Annotated in this window: 20 protein-coding genes; 12 read left to right on the top strand and 8 right to left on the bottom strand. The window is 64.7% G+C overall.

Annotated features, from left to right (window positions below; all coding sequences use genetic code 11):
- The first annotated feature begins 48 nt into the window (after positions 1–48).
- From ACOYW5_RS10910 to deoC, 5 genes are all read left to right on the top strand, one after another.
- A complete protein-coding gene (locus ACOYW5_RS10910) occupies positions 49–1599 on the top strand; it encodes an ABC transporter ATP-binding protein (protein ID WP_423069445.1) in 1551 nt (516 codons plus the stop codon).
- On the top strand, positions 1596–2732 hold the full coding sequence (locus ACOYW5_RS10905) for an ABC transporter permease (protein WP_423069274.1): 1137 nt from the start codon (positions 1596–1598) through the stop codon (positions 2730–2732). The genes ACOYW5_RS10910 and ACOYW5_RS10905 overlap by 4 nt, the downstream gene beginning before the upstream one ends.
- 1 nt (position 2733) lies before the next feature.
- Positions 2734–3699: an ABC transporter permease gene (locus tag ACOYW5_RS10900; RefSeq protein ID WP_423069273.1), complete on the top strand. Its 966-nt coding sequence runs from the start codon at positions 2734–2736 to the stop codon at positions 3697–3699.
- Positions 3700–3701: 2 nt separating this feature from the next.
- Positions 3702–4109, top strand: coding sequence for a cytidine deaminase (locus tag ACOYW5_RS10895; protein WP_423069272.1), 408 nt, complete (start codon positions 3702–3704; stop codon positions 4107–4109).
- 61 nt (positions 4110–4170) lie between these two features.
- Positions 4171–5208 carry a deoxyribose-phosphate aldolase gene (deoC, locus tag ACOYW5_RS10890; RefSeq protein ID WP_423069271.1) on the top strand — a complete coding sequence of 346 codons (1038 nt, stop codon included), beginning with the start codon at positions 4171–4173 and terminating at the stop codon, positions 5206–5208.
- Positions 5209–5226: 18 nt separating this feature from the next.
- Here the strand turns inward: deoC and ACOYW5_RS10885 are convergent, their stop codons facing one another.
- On the bottom strand, positions 5227–5514 hold the full coding sequence (locus ACOYW5_RS10885; RefSeq protein WP_423069444.1) for an Imm27 family immunity protein: 288 nt from the start codon (positions 5512–5514) through the stop codon (positions 5227–5229).
- A gap of 50 nt (positions 5515–5564) precedes the next feature.
- Here ACOYW5_RS10885 and ACOYW5_RS10880 point away from each other — a divergent pair, with 50 nt between their 5' ends.
- On the top strand, positions 5565–7940 hold the full coding sequence (locus ACOYW5_RS10880; RefSeq protein WP_423069270.1) for an aldehyde dehydrogenase family protein: 2376 nt from the start codon (positions 5565–5567) through the stop codon (positions 7938–7940).
- Positions 7941–7963: 23 nt separating this feature from the next.
- On the opposite strand, the gene ACOYW5_RS10875 is transcribed toward ACOYW5_RS10880, so the two are convergent.
- From ACOYW5_RS10875 to ACOYW5_RS10865, 3 genes are all read right to left on the bottom strand, one after another.
- Entirely contained in the window at positions 7964–8719 is a 756-nt protein-coding gene (locus ACOYW5_RS10875) for an SDR family oxidoreductase (RefSeq protein WP_423069269.1), read from the bottom strand.
- A 36-nt stretch (positions 8720–8755) separates the two neighbouring features.
- Complete coding sequence (locus tag ACOYW5_RS10870) at positions 8756–9697, bottom strand: alpha/beta hydrolase (protein WP_423069268.1); 942 nt, start codon at positions 9695–9697, stop codon at positions 8756–8758.
- Positions 9698–9867: 170 nt separating this feature from the next.
- Positions 9868–10173: a putative quinol monooxygenase gene (locus ACOYW5_RS10865; RefSeq protein WP_423069267.1), complete on the bottom strand. Its 306-nt coding sequence runs from the start codon at positions 10171–10173 to the stop codon at positions 9868–9870.
- 186 nt (positions 10174–10359) lie between these two features.
- Here ACOYW5_RS10865 and ACOYW5_RS10860 point away from each other — a divergent pair, with 186 nt between their 5' ends.
- From ACOYW5_RS10860 to upp, 5 genes are all read left to right on the top strand, one after another.
- Positions 10360–11262, top strand: a complete 903-nt coding sequence (locus tag ACOYW5_RS10860) for an AraC family transcriptional regulator (protein WP_423069266.1) — start codon at positions 10360–10362, stop codon at positions 11260–11262.
- 195 nt (positions 11263–11457) lie between these two features.
- Complete coding sequence (locus tag ACOYW5_RS10855) at positions 11458–12012, top strand: hypothetical protein (protein ID WP_423069265.1); 555 nt, start codon at positions 11458–11460, stop codon at positions 12010–12012.
- Between the two features lie 81 nt (positions 12013–12093).
- Positions 12094–13401 (top strand): thymidine phosphorylase, encoded by a 1308-nt coding sequence (deoA, locus tag ACOYW5_RS10850; RefSeq protein WP_423069443.1) that lies wholly within the window; start codon positions 12094–12096, stop codon positions 13399–13401.
- Positions 13401–14579, top strand: a complete 1179-nt coding sequence (locus ACOYW5_RS10845) for a phosphopentomutase (protein ID WP_423069264.1) — start codon at positions 13401–13403, stop codon at positions 14577–14579. The genes deoA and ACOYW5_RS10845 overlap by 1 nt, the downstream gene beginning before the upstream one ends.
- 115 nt (positions 14580–14694) lie before the next feature.
- On the top strand, positions 14695–15324 hold the full coding sequence (gene upp, locus ACOYW5_RS10840; protein WP_423069263.1) for a uracil phosphoribosyltransferase: 630 nt from the start codon (positions 14695–14697) through the stop codon (positions 15322–15324).
- Between the two features lie 116 nt (positions 15325–15440).
- On the opposite strand, the gene ACOYW5_RS10835 is transcribed toward upp, so the two are convergent.
- The 4 genes from ACOYW5_RS10835 to ACOYW5_RS10820 form a co-directional block, all read right to left on the bottom strand.
- Positions 15441–16064, bottom strand: coding sequence for an HAD family hydrolase (locus ACOYW5_RS10835; protein ID WP_423069262.1), 624 nt, complete (start codon positions 16062–16064; stop codon positions 15441–15443).
- A 61-nt stretch (positions 16065–16125) separates the two neighbouring features.
- Complete coding sequence (locus ACOYW5_RS10830; RefSeq protein WP_423069261.1) at positions 16126–16704, bottom strand: TadE/TadG family type IV pilus assembly protein; 579 nt, start codon at positions 16702–16704, stop codon at positions 16126–16128.
- Positions 16686–17261, bottom strand: a complete 576-nt coding sequence (locus tag ACOYW5_RS10825; RefSeq protein ID WP_423069260.1) for a TadE/TadG family type IV pilus assembly protein — start codon at positions 17259–17261, stop codon at positions 16686–16688. The genes ACOYW5_RS10830 and ACOYW5_RS10825 overlap by 19 nt, the downstream gene beginning before the upstream one ends.
- 142 nt (positions 17262–17403) lie before the next feature.
- Positions 17404–17853, bottom strand: coding sequence for a pilus assembly protein N-terminal domain-containing protein (locus tag ACOYW5_RS10820; RefSeq protein ID WP_423069259.1), 450 nt, complete (start codon positions 17851–17853; stop codon positions 17404–17406).
- Positions 17854–18192: 339 nt separating this feature from the next.
- Here ACOYW5_RS10820 and ACOYW5_RS10815 point away from each other — a divergent pair, with 339 nt between their 5' ends.
- A complete protein-coding gene (locus ACOYW5_RS10815; protein WP_423069258.1) occupies positions 18193–18381 on the top strand; it encodes a Flp family type IVb pilin in 189 nt (62 codons plus the stop codon).
- The last annotated feature ends 131 nt before the right edge of the window (positions 18382–18512 follow it).

The following is an 18512-nucleotide window of genomic DNA, read 5'->3' as shown; positions in this document are numbered from 1 at the left end:
TCTTCGGCCGCCGCTGCGTCTTCGGCCGCCGCTGCGTCCGAGCTCGCCATCGAGCTGATCAAGATCAACAAGCGCTTCGGCGCCGTCCACGCCAACAAGGACATCGATCTGAAGGTCCGTCGCGGTACGGTGCACGGCATCGTCGGCGAGAACGGCGCCGGCAAGTCGACGCTGATGTCGATCCTGTATGGCTTCTACACCGCCGACTCGGGCGAGATCCGCGTCAACGGCACCCCCCAGGCCATCACCGATTCCCGTCATGCCCTGGCGCTCGGCATCGGCATGGTTCACCAGCACTTCATGCTGGTCGACAATTTCTCCATCCTCGAGAACGTTGTGCTCGGCGTTGAGGACAGCGCGCTGATCGGCCCCAGCCTCGTCCGCGCCCGCGCCGAACTGGTACGGCTCGAGAAGGAATACAACCTTGAGGTCGATCCCGACGCCATCATCGAGGACGTCTCGGTCGGCACCCAGCAGCGCGTCGAGATCCTGAAGGCGCTCTATCGCGGCGCCGACGTCCTGATCCTCGACGAGCCGACGGGCGTGCTGACACCGGCCGAGGCAGACGACCTGTTCCGCGTACTGCGCGTGCTGCGCGACCAGGGCAAGACCATCATCCTCATCACCCACAAGCTGCGCGAGATCATGGCCATCACCGACTATGTGTCGGTCATGCGCCAAGGCGCTATGGTCGATACGCTCAAGACCTCCGAGACCAATCCCGAGCAGCTCGCCGAGCTGATGGTCGGCCGCCGCGTGCTGCTGCGCGTCGAAAAGGGCCCTGCCAAGCCCGGCGAGACCTTCCTTTCGGTCGAAAACCTCGTCGTGAAGGACGACCTCGGCGTCACCCGCGTCAAGGACGTGAGCTTTTCGGTGCGCGCCGGCGAGATCGTCGGCATCGCCGGGGTTGCAGGGAACGGGCAGTCCGAATTGCTCGAATCCGTTTCGGGCATGCGCGACCAAGCCAGCGGCACCGTGCGTTTGAAGGGCACGCCGCTCTCGCTCGAGGGCGACGATGGCGCCCACCGCGCGAGGAAAGCCGGCCTCGCCCATGTGCCCGAGGATCGCCAGCGCATGGGCCTCGTCACCGCCTTCGAGGAGTGGGAAAACGCCATGCTCGGCTACGAGGATGACCGCGCCTATGGCAAGGGCGTGATCCTCGATATCGCCGCCGCCCGGGCCCAGGCCCGCGACCGCATCAAGAAGTTCGATATCCGCCCCGCCAATGAGCGGCTGAAGACCGCTAATTTCTCCGGCGGCAACCAGCAGAAAATCGTCCTCGCCCGCGAAATGGATCGTAATCCGGACGTGCTGATCGTCGGTCAGCCGACGCGCGGCGTCGATATCGGCGCCATTGAGTTCATCCACAACCAGATCATCAAGATGCGCGATGCGGGCAAGGCCATCCTCCTCGTCTCGGTCGAACTCGACGAGATCCGCTCGCTCGCCGACCGCATCCTCGTGATGTTCGATGGCCACATCGTCGGCGAAGCCGACCCCGCCACCGCCACCGAGAGCGAACTGGGGCTGATGATGGCCGGGGTCACCGACACGGCAGCTGCCCCGGCGCGTGTAGCGGCCGAAGGAATAGTGGAATGAGCAGCGCCATCCTCAAACCGCTGCCGCGCTGGGCCGACGTCATCCTTCTGCCGCTACTGAACCTGGTACTGGCTTTCGTGGTCTCCGGCCTTGTCGTCCTCGCCATCGGGCAGGATCCGCTGGCCGCGCTCAATGCCATTGTCACCGGCGCCTTCGGCAACGGCTACAATATCGGTTACACGCTCTACTATTCGACCAACTTCATCTTCACCGGACTTGCCGTGGCGCTCGCTGCGCATGCGGGCCTGTTCAACATCGGCGGCAACGGGCAGGCCTATATTGCCGGCCTCGGCGTCATTGCGGTGGCGCTCCCGCTCCAGTTCCTGCCCTGGTGGATCACCTTTCCCATCGCCATCGTCGCCGGCGCGGCCGTAGGTGGCTTCTGGGCTTTCATTCCCGGCTGGCTGCAGGCCAAGCGCGGCAGCCACGTCGTCATCACCACCATCATGTTCAACTTCATCGCCTCGGCGATCATGGTCTACATGGTGGTGAACGTGCTGAAGCCCGCCGGCATCCTCGCGCCCGAATCCGCAATGATTGCCCCCGAGGGCCGCATGCCCAAGCTCGGCGCCTTCATCCCGTGGTTCAAGAACACCGACGTCAACTTCACCCTGCTGCTGGCGCTCGTCTGCCTTGTCGGCGTCTATGTCCTCATCTGGCACACCCGTTTCGGCTTCCAGATGCGCTCGCTCGGCCACAACCCCACTGCCTCGACATACGCCGGTATCTCCAACTCCCGCACCATAATGATCGTCATGACACTCTCCGGCGCGCTTGCCGGCATGGTGGCGGTCAACCAGGTGGTCGGCGTGCAGTATCGCCTCGTGCTTGACTATGTCGCCGACGCCGGTTTCGTCGGCATCGCGGTGGCGCTAATGGGCCGCAACCACCCGATCGGCATCCTGCTCGCCGCCATCCTCTTCGGCGCGCTCTACCAGGGCGGCAACGAGCTGCAATACGTAATCCCCGGGTTGAGCAAGGAGATGGTTGTCGTCATCCAGGCGCTGGTCATCCTCTTCACCGGCGCCATGGAAGGCCTGTTCCGGCCGGGCCTGCAGCGCGTGTTCATGACGCTGTCGCCTAGGCAGAAGGCGGATGCGCTCGACGCCAACCGCGTGAAGTCGGAGAGCTGAGATGGACCTGGGCCTCATCCTCTCCACCCTCGATGCGACGCTGCGCCTGTCGACTCCGCTGCTGCTCGCCTGCCTTGCCGGGCTCTATTCCGAGCGCGCCGGCGTGTTCGATATCGGCCTCGAAGGCAAGATGCTCGCCTCGGCCTTCGCCGCGGCCGCCGCTGCCGCCGTCACCGGCAATGTCTGGCTGGGTCTCCTCGCCGGCCTCGCGGTTTCGATCGGCACCGCGGCGCTTCAGGGCGCGGCCGCCATCACCCTCAAGGGCAACCAGCTGATTGCCGGCGTCGCCATCAATATGCTGGCCGCCGGCCTCACCACTTTTCTCGGCATCCAGTGGTTTGCCCAGGGCGGCCGTACCCCGCAGCTCAAGGCCGGCGAGCGCTTCACCGACATCACGCTGCCCTTCGCCGACGAACTGCAGGGCATCCCGGTGCTGGGGCCGGTCTACCATGACCTTATCTCGGGCCATAACCTGCTTGTCTACATCGCCTTCCTTGCCGTGCCGATCACCTGGTTCGTGCTTTTCCGCACCCGCTTCGGCCTGCGCCTGCGCGCTGTGGGCGAAAACCCCAAGGCGGTCGACACCGCCGGCATCTCGGTGGTCAAGCTCCGCTACCAGGCGGTGCTGATTACGGGCCTCCTCTGCGGACTCGCCGGTGCTTTCTTCTCGATCGCGCAGGGCTCGGGCTTCGGCAACAACATGACCGCCGGCAAGGGTTTCATCGCTCTCGCCGCGCTGATCTTTGCCAAATGGAAGCCGTTGCCGGCGATGTTCACCTGCCTCCTCTTCGGCTTCCTCGATGCGCTGCAGATCCGCCTGCAGTCGGCAGAGATCTTTGGCATCGAAGTGCCGGTGCAGGCCATCCAGGCGCTGCCCTATGTCCTGACGGTGGTGCTGCTCGCCGGCTTCATCGGCAAGGCGGTCGGCCCCAAGGCCGGCGGCGTGCCCTATACCAAGGAGCGCTAGCCATGCCCCATGCCCGTGACCCCGAGCTCCTTGCTGCCGCCGAAGCCGTGCGCGCCAGAGCCTATGCGCCGTATTCCAACTTCCACGTCGGCACCGCCATTCTCGCCGATGACGGCAAGATCTATGTCGGCTGCAATGTCGAGAACGCCGCCTATCCGGTCGGCAACTGCGCCGAGCCCTCGGCCATCGCCGCGATGCTCGCCGGCGGGGCCAAGCGCATCAAGCGCGTCTACACCACCGGCCCGGGCGTGACTCCGGTCACCCCCTGCGGCGGCTGCCGCCAGCGCATCCGCGAATTCGCCGATCAGGACGTGGTTGTCGTCTCGCACGGCATCGATGGCGCACCACTCGAGCAGACCGTCGCGCAACTCCTGCCGCACTCTTTCGGACCCGAGTTTTTGGGCCGATAATGCCCGTATGAAAGTTGCCGCAAAACGGGCGTAAGACCCGTTGGAGGCAAGGAGGCCATCCATGGAACTTCGCGTCGTCGATCAGGCTGAGACCAAAGCCGCCGCCAAGGCCAAAGCGGCCAGCGCGCCTACGTTGCAGCCCGCTGCCTCGCATCGGCGCAACCCCGGCTATCCGCTCGATCTCGATTGGGTCGAGCGCGTGCGCATGAACCGTTCGGCCCTCGAACGCCGCGCCGCAACGCTGCCCGCACGCCGCACCGTGAAGAAGGACTGGCAGGCTGCCTGGTTGCTGAAGGCCATCACGCTGATGGACCTGACCACCCTCAATTCCGACGACACCCCCGGCCGCGTCGAGCGCCTCTGCGCAAAGGCCCGCCACCCGGTCCGGCAGGATATCCTGGAAGGCCTCGGCGCTACCGACCTCGACATCAAGCCGGCCGCTGTGTGCGTCTACCACTCCTTCGTCAAGACGGCCGTCGATGCGCTGAAGGGCACCGGCATCAACGTCGCAGCCGTCTCCACCGCCTTCCCGCACGGCCTCGCCCCGCTCTCCACCCGCCTCGCCGAGATCGAGGCGTCGGTCGCCGATGGCGCCAATGAGATCGACATCGTCATCGAGCGCGGCATGGTGCTGCGCGGCGACTGGCAGGCGCTCTACGACGAAGTGAAGGCCATGCGGAAGGCCTGCGGCGACGCGCACATCAAGACGATCCTTGGCACCGGCGAACTGGCGACGCAGACCAACGTGGCCAAAGCCTCGCTCGTTTGCATGCTGGCCGGCGCCGATTTCATCAAGACCTCGACCGGCAAGGAAAAGGTCAACGCCAACCTCCAGACCTCGATGTCCATGGTCCGCATGATCCGGTGGTTCCACGAGGAAACCGGCATCGAGATCGGCTACAAGCCCGCCGGCGGCATCGCCACGGCAAAACTGTCGCTCGACTACATGGCGCTGATGAAGGAAGAGCTCGGCGTGCATTGGCTGCAGCCGCATCTGTTCCGGTTCGGTGCGAGCTCGCTGCTGACGGATATCGAACGGCAGTTGGAGCACACGCTGACTGGGCATTATGCTGCGGACTACCGCATGCCGATGGTGTGACGATGTCGCCGAGCGTGGCTAGCCGACCGCGATACCTAACAGCTTCTGCGCATCTTGTAGGGAGGTGTGTCGCAGTTCCGGAGGACCGCCGCCGTGTTGTCCGCTCGTCGGATAGCTCCTCACCCAATACCTGCCGTCGAGAGGATCGCGATAGAGTGCCTGCCAGCCGCTGGCGTCATGTCCAAGCAGCGTCAGATACCCTGTGGTCAGTTGGTCGATACGTTGGCAGTTGGCATCGGCCGTCACATGGCCTTCGTTCGCGAGCCAGCGGCCAACGATCTCAGTTTCGCTCTCGTTGATCATCATCTGCAAACTAGCCCCCGCGCCGTGACTGACCAAGTCTGAGGGATAACACAATGAACAAAATCGCCGAAATCTTCACCTCCCTCGACTACGGCCCGGCCCCCGAGAGCCCGGACGTTGCCCTCGCCTGGCTGAGCGCGCACGACAACACCTTCGGCCACTTCATCAACGGCGCCTGGACCAAGCCCGGCAAGACCTTCGCCACCGAAAACCCGGCGACCAACAAGCCGTTGGCGCAAATCACCGACGGCACCGCCGCCGACGTCGACGCCGCCGTCAAAGCCGCCCGCGCCGCCTTCCCGAAATGGTCGGCGCTCTCCGGCTACCAGCGCGGCAAGTACCTCTATGCCATCGCTCGCCTCATCCAGAAGCACAGCCGCCTCTTCGCCGTTCTCGAAACCATGGACAATGGCAAGCCGATCCGCGAGAGCCGCGACGTCGATATCCCGCTCGTTGCCCGCCATTTCTACCACCACGCCGGCTGGGCCCAGCACCGCGAGCGCGAGTTCCCCGATCACGTCCCCTACGGCGTCTGCGGCCAGATCATCCCGTGGAATTTCCCGCTGCTGATGCTCGCCTGGAAGATCGCCCCGGCGCTTGCCGCCGGTAACACGGTGGTGCTGAAGCCGGCCGAGTTCACCTCGCTCACGGCCCTTCTGTTCGCCGAGATTTGTGAAAAAGCAAAACTCCCCAAGGGCGTCGTCAACATCGTCACGGGCGAGGGCGACACCGGCGCCGCCATCACCAGCCACCCCGATATCGACAAGATCGCCTTCACCGGCTCGACCGAGGTCGGCAAGATCATCCGCAAGGCCACGGCCGGCACCGGCAAGGGCCTCAGCCTCGAACTCGGCGGCAAGTCGCCCTACATTGTCTTCGACGATGCCGACATCGATAGCGCTATCGAGGGCCTCGTCGATGCCATCTGGTTCAACCAGGGCCAGGTCTGCTGCGCCGGCTCGCGGCTGCTCGTGCAGGAATCGATCGAGACCCGCTTCCTCGAAAAGCTGAAGAAGCGCATGTCCACCCTCCGCGTCGGCGATCCCTTGGACAAGGCGGTGGATATCGGCGCCCTCGTCGCCCCGGTGCAGGTCGCCCGCGTCACCGAGTTGGTGAAGAAGGGCATTGCCGAAGGCGGCCAGCTCTACGAGCCCGATATCGACCTGCCCCCCGGCGGCGGCTGTTTCCTCCGCCCGGCGCTGATCACCGGCGTCTCCCCCGCCAACACCGTGGCGTCCGAGGAGATCTTTGGCCCCGTGCTGGTCGAGATGAGTTTCCGCACGCCCGAAGAGGCGGTGGCGCTCGCCAACAACACCCGCTACGGCCTCGCCGCCACCATCTGGACCGAGAACGTCAACCTCGCCCTCGATATCGCCCCCAAGCTGAAGGCCGGCGTCGTGTGGATCAACTCCACCAACAACTTCGACGCCGCCGTCGGCTTCGGCGGCTACAAGGAGAGCGGCTTCGGCCGGGAGGGTGGCAGGGAAGGCATGGCTTCATATCTCAAGCCGGCTTGGGAGAAGGAGCTGAAGCCCTTCGTCGCCGCAGCACCCAAGGCAGCCAAGTCCGCCAACCCGCTCGACGACATCGGCTCAATCGATCAGACCGCCAAGATGTACATCGGCGGCAAGCAGGCCCGTCCGGATTCCGGCTATTCCCGCCCCGTGCTCTCGCCCACCGGGGCGCTCGTCGGCGAAGTCGGCGACGGCAACCGCAAGGATATCCGCAACGCCGTCGAAGCCGCTCGCGCCGCGCTGGGCTGGTCCACGACGTCCGCGCACAACCGCGCCCAGATCCTTTACTTCCTCGCCGAAAACCTCGAATACCGCGCCGACGAGTTTGCCGCCCGCATCAAGGCGCAGACCGGCGAGGACGGTGCATCGGAAGTTGCCGCATCGGTCGAGCGCCTCTTCGCCTTCGCTGGCTGGGCCGACAAATACGATGGCGCCGTGCACAACCCGCCGCAGCGCATGGTGGCAACCGCCATGGTCGAAGCGCTCGGCACCATGGCCATCCTCGCCCCGCCGAGCCGTCCGCTGCTCGGCTCCATCGCGCTCGTCGCCCCGGCCCTCGCCATGGGGAACACCGTGGTCCTCGTCCCATCCGAGAAATCGCCGCTGTCGATGACCGATTTCTACCAGGTGCTTGAAACCTCCGACGTCCCCTCGGGCGTCCTCAACATCGTCACCGGCGAGAGCAAGGTGCTGGCCAAGACCCTTGCCGAGCACGACGGCATCGACGCCATCTGGTTCGCCGGCGATGCCGAAACCTCGAAGATGGTCGAGGCCGCCAGCGCCGGCAACGTCAAGCAAACCTGGACCAGCCGCGGCCTCTATTACGACCTGAGCGACAAGCAGAAGTTCGAAGGCGACTACTTCCTCCGCCGCGCCACCCAGGTGAAGAACGTCTGGATTCCCTACGGGGCTTGAGCCAGGCCCCCTAGGGAATTCGGCTATCTGCCGCCAGCCGCTTCCCACAGTGCCACAGCATCGGGACCGGCGGGAAACCGCAGCTGGCCCGACCGGTCATGAACCGCCCGCCACACCGTCTCCGCGACATCGGTGGCGGTAGTGAACACTTGCGGCGGCTGGCCGAATGCTTCGAAGATCGGCTGGGTGAACGCGGCATAGGCCTCCGGGATCAGCTCGGCGACCGGCATGCCTGAATTGGCGCTGAAGCGGGTGTCCGGCCCGTAGCCCGGCTCGACCAGCTTGGTGTCGATGCCGATGGCCGCAAGCTCGAGCGCCAGCGAGCCGGTCAGCCCTTCGATCGCCGCCTTGCTGGCCGTGTAGATCGCTGCGAGCGGAAACGGCGCCAGCGTCGCACTCGAGGTGACATTGACCACCACGCCCGCCCCTCGCGCCCGCAGCCCCGGCAGCACGGCCTGGATCATCGCCATCACACCGAACGTGTTGGTCTCGAAGATCCGCCGCATCTCGGCCATAGGCGTCGCCTCGAAGACGCCGGCGAGCCCAATGCCGGCATTGTTGACCAGCACATCGATCGGTCCCGCCGCTTCGACGCAGGCGGCGATGCTTCCGGCGTCAGTGACGTCGAGCGGCACCACGATCATGCGGTCCGACTTGGGCGGGATGTCCTCCTGCCGCCGGCGCATGGTGGCGATAACCCGCCAGCCCTGGGTGTGAAAGTAGCGCGCGGTCTCGAGGCCATAGCCCGACGACGCGCCGGTGATCAGCACGGTCTTCATCTTGTTTTCCTTTGGGTTGGGATTGATGTCGGCGGCTCAGGCGAGAACGCGAGCCAGCCAATCGGTGCGGGCGCGGCGCGCCGCCAGGGACACACGGGCCTCGGGAAACAACCCGTCGAAACCGTGCACGCCGCCGGCCCAGATATGCAGCTCGGCCTGTCCGCCCGCCGCGCAGATGCGGCTCGCATATTCGATGACTTCGTCGCGGAACACTTCCGCGGATCCCGCGTCGATATAGGTGGTCGGCAGGCGTGATAGGTCCGTCGCGATTGCCGGCGAGACACAGGCCGGCACCTCGGCGCCATCGCCTCCCAGCACGGCGCGCCAGCCGAAGGCGTTGGACTCGCGCGTCCACAACCCCGGCTCGCCCGAATACTGCCGGCTGGAAACCGTCATGTTGCGGTGGTCGAGCATCGGGCAGATCAGCACCTGCGCTGCGACGGCAGGGCCGCTGCGATCGCGGGCCAGCAGCACCGTTCCCGCCGCGAGCCCGCCGCCGGCGCTGATCCCGGCGACGACGATCCGCGACGAATCGATGCCCAGTTCCTCGGCATGCCCCGCCACCCACTCGAGGCCCCGGTAGCAGTCCTCCACCAGCGTCGTGCCGCTGACTTCGGGCGCCAGCCGGTAGTCCACCGTCACCACCACGGCGCCGAACGCGGCGAGCCAGTCGAGCGGAATGTCGAGATTGGCGAACCGGTCGCCCAGCACCATGCCGCCGCCGTGGATCCAGTAGATGCACGGTGCATCCGCAGCTGCATCAGCCGGGCGGAGAATGGTCGCGGCCAGCGCCGTGCCGTCTGCCGCCATGATGCTGGCTTCGCGCCGCTCGATGGCGCGGCCTTCGAGATACGTCTCGGCCGGCACCTTGTATTGGCGCAGTTGCTGCAGGATGTCCGGCGTCAGTTCCGCCACCAGCGGCATCTGCGCCAGCCCGGCAGCCAGCTCCGGATCGATTGAGGGACGTGGGAGGATCATTTCAGGCTCCTTTGGATTTCAGGGCGAGTTCATGCGTCGCCGGCAAAGCCGGTCGCGTCGGTCTCGGATTGTTGTGTGAGGGAAGGGATGCCGCCTCTTCATCCTCCCCTGCGCAGCGGGGGGAGGGGGACCAGCGAAGCTGGTGGAGGGGGCGGCCCCCAGCTCTGTGACTAGATCGCCGCCTTGCCGCCGACCGGCACCTCGTCGGCATACTGGCTCTCGCCGCCCACCAGCTCCTGCACCCGGGCGGTGAAGGCCTTGGCGACCTCGCTGTTGAAGAAGCGCCCGTGCGCCTCCTCGTTCACCCAGCCCTCGGTGACGAACACCAGGTCCGGGTTGCTGGCAGAGCGGCCCACGAGGAACACGATGCAGTCCTCGGTGCTCAGCGATGGTGCGTCGAGCAGCAGGGCGACGAGGGCGTCGCCCTGGCCGGGCCTGGCGGGGATGGCGGCGTGAAAGCCGTGCGTCATGGTCATCGAAAATCTCCTGTCATTGCGGGTGGCTCTGTCGCTCACCGATGCCGAGGAGATGATCACACGACGCGACCCCAGCGTTAGGCGCGCAGTCGCAATCGCTTGCACGATCCTACTATTCACAAGAGAATTGTTTGGCATCGTGACGCTTGCCTGCTACGCCTGCACAACGGCAGAAGGAGGCAAACCATGATCATCGAGGAACTCCGCGACCTGATCGAACGTCACGTCCGCCCGGACATGAGCACCCCGGTCGAAGGCGTGATGATCGCCCGCGACGAAGTCTCGACCCTCGAGGCTTCTATGTCCGGCACCGTCATGGCCCTCGTCGCGCAAGGCAGGAAGCGTTTGGCGCTGGGGGATCGGGTCTACGAGTACGGCCCGGGGCAGTACCTAGTCTCCTCCCTCGATCTGCCCGTCACCGGCCAGTTCCTCGATGCCGGGCCCGATCGCCCTGCCTTGGGGTTCGGCATGCTGCTCGACCCCGCCGCCATTGCCGAGTTGCTGCTGCAGGGGGGCGCCGCCGCCATGCCGGATGGCCGCGGCACCCCGCCATCAGGGATCATGGTCAGCGAGGCGCCGGTGCAATTGCTCGACGCCGTCCTCCGCCTTCTCCGCCTCTTCGATCGTCCGCGCGACCTCGCCATGCTGGCGCCGCTGATCAAGCGAGAAATCCTGTGGTGGCTGATCGTCGGTGAGCAGGGCGCCACCGTGCGCCAGCTCGGCCTTGCCGGGTCCAATCTGAGCCGCATCGCACAGGCGGTCCGCTGGATCCGCGAGCACTATGCCAAGACCTTCCACGTCGAGGATGTCGCCGACATCTGCGGCATGAGCCCATCCGCCTTCTACCGTAACTTTCAGGCCGCCACGGCGATGAGCCCGATCCAGTTCCAGAAGCAGATGCGGCTGCAGGAGGCGCGGTTGTTGCTCGCCGCCTCACCCAACGACGTTGCCGGTGTCGGCTATCGCGTCGGCTATGACAGCCCCTCCCAGTTCAGCCGCGAATACCGCCGCCAGTTCGGCACATCGCCCAGCCAGGACGCGCTCCAGCTGCGTGGCGGAGAACTCTCCCTCGCCGCTGGCCTGGCGTAACGCCCACGGCCTCCAACGCCGACAACGTCAGCCAGACCGAACCAGCCGGGCGCGCCATACAGTTCGGAGAAAGTCCCTGGCTGATTGACTCGGTTGGTACAGGGTATATCCCTGTCGAGGACGCAGATTCTGGAACGATTTCAAGGTCATAGTACTTTGCCACAGGCTGCGCATACCCAAAATAACAACGAGTCGATGTCGTCGCTGTTCGACGGGGACGGGCAGATGTTCGCCCGCCTCCTTGCCGATGCTTCGGTATATGGCGAGTACGGCATGGGAGCTTCCACGCTCTGGGCCCTGGCCAACACCCGGGTGACTGTCCAGGCAGTCGATACGTCCGTCAGATGGGTGGATGAGGTAGTATCGAAGGCCACAGACCGCACGCGTTTACATGCGACCTGGGTTGATCTGGGCCCTATTGGGGACTGGGGGTGGCCCAAGACCTACGCGCGTCGCGACCGCTTCGCGAACTACATCCAGGCGGTTTGGTCCGATAGTGTCAAACCGGATGTCGTGCTCATCGACGGCCGCTTCCGTGTCTGTACGTTTCTGCATTCGTTGCTCACGGGCGCGGCCGGAACGCACATCCTGTTCGACGATTATGCCGACCGGCCCTGGTACCATGTCGTCGAGGATTTCGTGGCGCCTGTGGAAAAGCACGGGCGTCAGGCGCTGTTCGTGGTGCCCCGCACCTTTGACCGCGAAGCCGCCGCTCTGGCCCGCCAGCACTTCCTCTACGTCATGAACTGAGTATCGGGCCGGCAGGGTGGTACGGCGGCAATCCAAACCTTGCCAACCCCCCGGCGGGCGGCGCAAAACAGCGCCATGACCTTGCTCCCTCAGGAAATCATTGCGCGCAAGCGCGATGGTCTTGCTCTCTCCACCGAAGAAATTTCTGGCTTTATCGCCGGATTGACCGACGGCTCCGTGTCGCACACCCAGGCGGCGGCCTTCGCCATGGCGGTGTTCTTCCGCGACATGACCACGCCCGAGCGCGTGGCGCTGACGGAAGCCATGCGGGACTCGGGTACCGTGCTCGATTGGTCCGATCTCGATGGGCCGGTCGCCGACAAGCATTCGACCGGCGGGGTAGGGGACAACACCTCGCTGATGCTGGCGCCTATCCTCGCTGCCTGCGGCGTCTACGTGCCGATGATCTCGGGCCGCGGCCTCGGCCACACCGGCGGCACGCTCGACAAGTTCGATTCCATCCCCGGCTACACCACGAGCCCGGACAACGCTCTCTTCCGCAAGGTGGTGAAGGACGCCGGCTGCGCCATTATCGGCCAGACCGCAGACCTCGCTCCGGCCGATAAGGTGCTCTACTCGATCCGGGACGTCACAGGCACCGTCGAGTCCATCCCGCTGATCACCGCCTCGATCCTCTCGAAAAAGCTCGCGGCTGGGCTCGGCGCCCTGATCCTCGACGTGAAGACCGGCTCGGGCGCCTTCATGCCGACCCTGGAGAAATCGCGCGCCCTCGCCGATAGCCTCGTCTCCGTCGCCAACGGCGCGGGCCTCAAGACCGCGGCGCTCATCACCGATATGAACGAGCCGCTCGCCTCCGCCGCGGGCAACGCCCTCGAGATCCGCAATGCCGTCGATTTCCTCAGCGGCAAGCACCGCGACCCACGGCTGTATGCCGTTACCATCGCCCTCTGCGTCTCGGCGCTGCAGCTCTGCGGGCGCGGCGAGGGGGCCCTACGGGCGGTCGACCAGGCCCTCGACTCCGGCGCGGCGCTGGCACACTTCGCGAAAATGGTCACCGGCCTCGGCGGCCCCACCGATTTCGTCGAGCGCATGGACGCCCACCTGTCCCCTGCGCCTATCGTGCGTGATATTCTCGCGCCATCGTCCGGCACCATCACCGCCATCGACACGCGTGGTGTCGGCATGGGCGTCGTCGCCCTCGGTGGTGGCCGGCGCCTCCCCACGGACAGCATCGACCATGCCGTCGGATTCGACCGAATCCTTGGTATTGGGGCGAAAACCGACGTTCATACTGTGTTGTGCCGCGTTCATGCACGGGATGAAAATACGGCAGCAGACGCGACCTATCGCTTGCTTGCCGCCTACACGATCTCCGACGGTCCTGCCCCGTCGCATCCCCTCATCGCCGACCGGATCGGAGCTCCCTGATGCCGCGCGCCATCCTCTGCATCCTCGACAGCTTCGGCATCGGTGGCGCCCCTGACGCTGCCGACTATGGCGACACCGGCGCCGACACACTCGGTCACATCGCCGCCAACTATCAGATATCACTGCCGAATCTGGATGCGCTCGGTCTCGGCGCCGCGGCAAAACTCTCGACCGGCACAGTGCCGCGCGGCCTCACCGCCGAGCCGAAGGGCGGCCGCTTCGGCGTCGGCCGCGAGGTCTCGAAGGGCAAGGACACCCCGTCTGGCCACTGGGAGATCGCCGGTGTCCCGGTCCCCTTCGAATGGGGCTATTTCCCCCTCACCGAGCCGACCTTTCCGCCCGACCTCATCGCGCAACTAATTGAAAAATCAGGCATTCCTGGCATCCTTGGCAACAAGCACGCGTCCGGCACCACCATCATCGCCGAGCTCGGCGAGGAGTCGATCAAGACCGGCAAGCCGATCTGCTACACCTCCGCCGACAGCGTCTTCCAGATTGCCGCCCACGAGACCCATTTCGGGCTCGAGAGGCTCTACAAGCTCTGCGAAACCGCCTTCGAGCTCACCGCGCCGCTCAATATCGGCCGCGTCATTGCCCGGCCGTTCGTCGGCGAAAACGCCAGTGATTTCAAGCGCACCGGTAACCGCCGCGACTTCGCCATCGCCCCGCCCGAGCCGACCTTGCTCGATCGTGCCAAGGCCGCCGGCCGGCAGGTCTATGCCATCGGCAAGATCTCGGACATCTATGCCGGCCACGGCGTCACCCACAAGATCAAGGCCACCGGCAACATGGCCCTGTTCAACCGCACCCTCGAAGCCATGGAAATGGCCGCCGACGGGGCGTTCATCATGGTCAACTTCGTCGATTTCGACCAGGATTTCGGCCATCGCCGCGACGTGCCGGGCTATGCCAGGGCATTGGAAGAGTTCGACAATCGCATCCCCGAGCTGATCGCCGCCCTGCGTCCCGACGACCTCGTGATCTTCACGGCCGACCACGGCAACGATCCGACCTGGCGCGGCACCGATCACACGCGCGAACAGACCCCGATTCTGGCCTTTTCCCCAGCCCTCGCGCCCGGAACCATTGGCATCCGGCCGACCTTCGCGGATATAGGTGAGAGCATCGCCCGCTGGCTCGGCCTCGCGCCCGGCCCGCACGGGAAATCCTTCCTCTAGCGCTGGGTTGCGCTTCTTTGAATCGCACCCTGTGCTAGGTCTTTTTTTTGTCGCGAGATCGTACCGGAAAAGTCTGCAAACCTTCCCGATCTCGCTCTAGCCCAAGGGGCCCAGCATGCGCGGCGTCACCGTCATCGACCATCCGCTGATCCAGCACAAGCTGACCATCATGCGCGACAAGGACACCTCGATCGCCAGTTTCCGGCGCCTGTTGCGCGAGATCGCGCACCTGATGTGCTACGAGGTGACCCGCGATCTCGAGCTCGAGATGGTCCCCATCGAGACGCCGATGACCCACATGGAAGCCCCGACCATCAAGGGCAAGAAGCTGGTCTTTGCGTCCATCCTGCGCGCCGGCAACGGGTTGCTCGACGGCATGCTCGATCTCGTTCCGGCCGCCCGCGTCGCCCATATTGGCATCTATCGCGATCACGAGACGCTGCAGCCGGTGGAGTACTATTTCAAGGCGCCGTCCGAACTCGACAACCGCCTGATCATCATCGTCGATCCGATGCTGGCGACAGCCAATTCCTCGATCGCCGCAGTGGATAAGCTCAAGGAGCGGGGCGCCAACAACATCCGCTTCCTCTGCCTGCTCGCCGCCCCCGAGGGCATCGAGAAGTTCTCCACCTCGCACCCCGACGTGCCGATCTTCACCGCCGCGATCGACAGCCATCTCAACGAGAAGGGGTACATCATCCCGGGGCTGGGCGATGCCGGCGACCGGATGTACGGGACGAAGTAGGCAAAAAAGCAGGAAGTAGAGGGGTAGGAAGTAGAAGTTGGAAACTGGAACGCAGCGGGCGCCCCCAACGCGGACGCGCTAGCTTCTACCTTCTGGTTCCTACCTCCTGCTCCCCCTCACGCCTTCTTCAGCGGCAGCCCCAGCCCGATCAGTTCCTTCCGCAGCGCCTTAGTGTCGCCGGTGAAATGGATCGCGTGCATGCCGAACTTGCGGGCCGAGATCACGTTGGCCTCGCTGTCGTCGATGAACACGCACATCTCCGGCGCCAGCGCATAGCGCTCGCAGAACACGCGGTAGAGCCGGGGATCGGGCTTTACCAGGCCCTCGAGGCCCGAGACGACCACGCCGTCGAACTTCTCGAGAAACGGCCATTCGCCGAGGCAGCTGACCCACTTCTCCCAGCTGAAATTGGTGATGGCGAAAGTCGGGATCTCCTCAGCGATTAACTCGTCATGGATGGCGATCGTGCCTGGGATGAACTCGCCCACCGTCTCTTTCCACCGCAGGTCGAACGCCTGGATCTCGCGCCAGTAACGCGGATAGCGGGTGATGAGCTTGGCGACGCCCTCCGCGAAGATGTCGCCGGCGTCGAACTCCAGGTTCCAGTCCTTGGTGCAGATATTGTCCCAGAACCACTGCGCTTCCTCTTCGTTCGGAAAGAGCTTGCGGAACAGGTACATCGGGTTCCAGTCGACGAACACCCCGCCGAGGTCGAAGACAGGGATCAGGGTATCGGTCATGGAACTTGCCTCGTCGCTGGGATGGCCGCGCCTATGGCATGGCCGCACCCGGACAGCAAGCTCAGCTATCGGGGTCGAGCGCTATGGCTTCCCCGAAGCGAGGCAGGAAGTACTCGACATGCCTGAGATTGACCGTGTCGGAGATGATGTAGTTGACGAGCGGCTGGTAGGGATAGTCGATCTCGGCGGCAACGAGCAGTCCGTCAGCGTTCTGCGCCAATTGGCTGATCTGCGTCGTGCCGTCGAGCGGAAACGGACTATCGGTCTCGCGCGCCGTGCCGGCACCGCTAGCCCTGCTCCACAGCACCGTCGCCGCGCCGTCTTCGTCGATCGAGACCATCGAGACGACCTGGCCGAGGTCGGTGGTGTTGAACGGCTGCATGACTGTGGCCGCCGCGGCGAAGTAGTCGTTGAGCGTCGACAGGCCAATCGTGTCCCGCTCGCGGGCCACAAGATCGGCCATCGAACTCGCCAGTATCGCGACCTTCTGGTCCGCCGTGTAGAGCCGCGATACCTCGACCGAGCCGAGATAGAGCGCCAGCATCAGCGGCAGCACCAGGGCAAATTCGACCGCGGCGACCCCACGTTCGTCACCGAGACTGGCTTTCCACCGGTTGCGGATCATGTGCAATCGCTGCATCCGAAGGGCTCGTTTCTGAACACGCGCGAGGATCCCAGCAGCCGGCTGCCATCGGGCAGGGTGCCGAAGTTGAAGCCGGGCAGGTTTATGATCGTGGGCCACTTGTAGTAGGCCCGGACCAGCACAACGTCGGCGCCAACGCCGGGTACGTAGTCGGATTCCAGCGTCCAGTCGCAGGTGACGGCGGTGCAGTCGTCATCGATCTCCAGCGGGTAGCCGATGGCGGCCTCGCTAAAATCCTCGATGACGGCGACGTTGACGCGCATCCGTGCGTTGGGCCCGTTGGTGCAATCGAACATGCCGTAGAGCCTGTCGCAGATGGCGGCGCGATAGTCGTCGCCATCCCACTCCGCGGTCTGAGCCTGGCCGGTTCGAACGAGGCGTGCCGTGTCCTGCACGGCGCTATCGAGGACCTGGCCGGCGAGGAAGATCATCGCCGTCTCGAGGGTCGCTCCGATGATGGTGAAGAAGGGAAGCGCCAGGATGCCGAACTCGATTGCCGTCACGCCGCGCTCGTCGCAGCCGAACTGCCGGCCGCGCCGTATGAACGGCGTCATCCATCGCCTTAAGAGAGTACCGCGTTTGCGCATAGTGAGCCCCGCATACCACCGCGACGCCGAAGCTAGAAGCAACCGCCTAGTTAATGGTTAGTACGAAGGCAGTATTTGGAAGGGATGCGACCGCGTGCTTAACGCCGGGTTACTGCTGTGCCGCCGATGCGATCGTCTGCGACGAACTGATCGTGGTGCCGGTGAAGTCGCTGTCGTCGCCGAGCATGATCGTCGGCTGGCAAGTCGGCTCGCACGACAGGGTGGTTCGCTTATCGCCCATGTAGACTGTGACGATGCTGGCCTGGTCCTGGACCACCTCGATTATCGTATCGGCGATCGGGCTGCCCCGGTTGTCGAGCACGATCAGGTTGGTCTGGCCGTAGGCCTTGCCGGTGAGCACCAGCGTCTGCGGATCCTGGATGGTCACGTCGGCGATGGCCGGGTTGCCGATGATCACGGTCGAGGCCGGCGCGTTGATCCTCAGGATGCGCGCCATGTTCACCTTGACACTGACCGGTGCGCTTTCGGCATGGGCGAACGAAGGCGCCAGCAGCATCGGCAGCGTGATCAATACGGCAAGGCTGGTACGGAACGACATGGGGCGACCCTGGTAAGCGGTACTCGAACGCAAATAGAGTGTTGCGCGGAATGGTGAACAATTCGCAAATGCCCCCAGGCCGGCAACACGCACGAACAGCGGTGGCGGGGCTCGGTCGTATTACTTGGTGCCAGGTCTGAACAATTGGATCGACTGCTTTAACGATCCGCTCAGTATGCTTGAAAGCCCTGTATTCCGGGGCTTTGCGGGCTTCAACATTAACTCAATGTCAAGAGGTCGAGCGCTAGCTTTTGGGCATGTTCGATGTGTGACGTATCGAACGGTGCAGGACGCATCAAACGATGCGATCACAAGAATGACGTGTGCAAGGAGCCAAAAATGAACACTGTTGCTAACTTCGTGAACGACGAGTCTGGCGCGACCGCCATTGAGTACGGCCTGATCGCCGCGCTCATCGCCGTCGGTATCATCGCCGCCGCTACCGCCCTGGGCGGCAGCCTCTCGGGTCTGTTCTCCGCGATCTCGACCCAGCTTGGTACCGCTACCGAGAATATCCCGGACGCGTAAGTCGCTACGGGGCTCGAAAAGAGTTCGGAGGGGACCCCCAGTGGGTCCCCTTTCCGTTTCTGGTTTATTAACCACGAACCACCGAGAGTGGCGGCGCGCCGGGTCTGCCGGCATTGAACCGCCGCCAGATC

Origin of the sequence: Devosia sp. CN2-171 (assembly GCF_049354815.1) — a bacterium.
Taxonomy (GTDB): Bacteria; Pseudomonadota; Alphaproteobacteria; order Rhizobiales; family Devosiaceae; genus Devosia_A.
This window is presented reverse-complemented; position numbering and strand designations above follow the sequence as displayed.

Excerpts from the sequence above, each read along its gene's own strand:
- ACOYW5_RS10905 (WP_423069274.1), top strand. The coding sequence starts at position 1,596 with ATGAGCAGCGCCATCCTCAAACCGCTGCCGCGCTGGGCCGACGTCATC.
- ACOYW5_RS10900 (WP_423069273.1), top strand. The coding sequence starts at position 2,734 with ATGGACCTGGGCCTCATCCTCTCCACCCTCGATGCGACGCTGCGCCTG.
- ACOYW5_RS10895 (WP_423069272.1), top strand. The coding sequence starts at position 3,702 with ATGCCCCATGCCCGTGACCCCGAGCTCCTTGCTGCCGCCGAAGCCGTG.
- deoC (WP_423069271.1), top strand. The coding sequence starts at position 4,171 with ATGGAACTTCGCGTCGTCGATCAGGCTGAGACCAAAGCCGCCGCCAAG.
- ACOYW5_RS10885 (WP_423069444.1), bottom strand. The coding sequence starts at position 5,514 with ATGATGATCAACGAGAGCGAAACTGAGATCGTTGGCCGCTGGCTCGCG.
- ACOYW5_RS10880 (WP_423069270.1), top strand. The coding sequence starts at position 5,565 with ATGAACAAAATCGCCGAAATCTTCACCTCCCTCGACTACGGCCCGGCC.
- ACOYW5_RS10875 (WP_423069269.1), bottom strand. The coding sequence starts at position 8,719 with ATGAAGACCGTGCTGATCACCGGCGCGTCGTCGGGCTATGGCCTCGAG.
- ACOYW5_RS10870 (WP_423069268.1), bottom strand. The coding sequence starts at position 9,697 with ATGATCCTCCCACGTCCCTCAATCGATCCGGAGCTGGCTGCCGGGCTG.
- ACOYW5_RS10865 (WP_423069267.1), bottom strand. The coding sequence starts at position 10,173 with ATGACCATGACGCACGGCTTTCACGCCGCCATCCCCGCCAGGCCCGGC.
- ACOYW5_RS10860 (WP_423069266.1), top strand. The coding sequence starts at position 10,360 with ATGATCATCGAGGAACTCCGCGACCTGATCGAACGTCACGTCCGCCCG.
- ACOYW5_RS10855 (WP_423069265.1), top strand. The coding sequence starts at position 11,458 with ATGTCGTCGCTGTTCGACGGGGACGGGCAGATGTTCGCCCGCCTCCTT.
- ACOYW5_RS10845 (WP_423069264.1), top strand. The coding sequence starts at position 13,401 with ATGCCGCGCGCCATCCTCTGCATCCTCGACAGCTTCGGCATCGGTGGC.
- upp (WP_423069263.1), top strand. The coding sequence starts at position 14,695 with ATGCGCGGCGTCACCGTCATCGACCATCCGCTGATCCAGCACAAGCTG.
- ACOYW5_RS10835 (WP_423069262.1), bottom strand. The coding sequence starts at position 16,064 with ATGACCGATACCCTGATCCCTGTCTTCGACCTCGGCGGGGTGTTCGTC.
- ACOYW5_RS10830 (WP_423069261.1), bottom strand. The coding sequence starts at position 16,704 with ATGCAGCGATTGCACATGATCCGCAACCGGTGGAAAGCCAGTCTCGGT.
- ACOYW5_RS10825 (WP_423069260.1), bottom strand. The coding sequence starts at position 17,261 with ATGACGCCGTTCATACGGCGCGGCCGGCAGTTCGGCTGCGACGAGCGC.
- ACOYW5_RS10820 (WP_423069259.1), bottom strand. The coding sequence starts at position 17,853 with ATGTCGTTCCGTACCAGCCTTGCCGTATTGATCACGCTGCCGATGCTG.
- ACOYW5_RS10815 (WP_423069258.1), top strand. The coding sequence starts at position 18,193 with ATGAACACTGTTGCTAACTTCGTGAACGACGAGTCTGGCGCGACCGCC.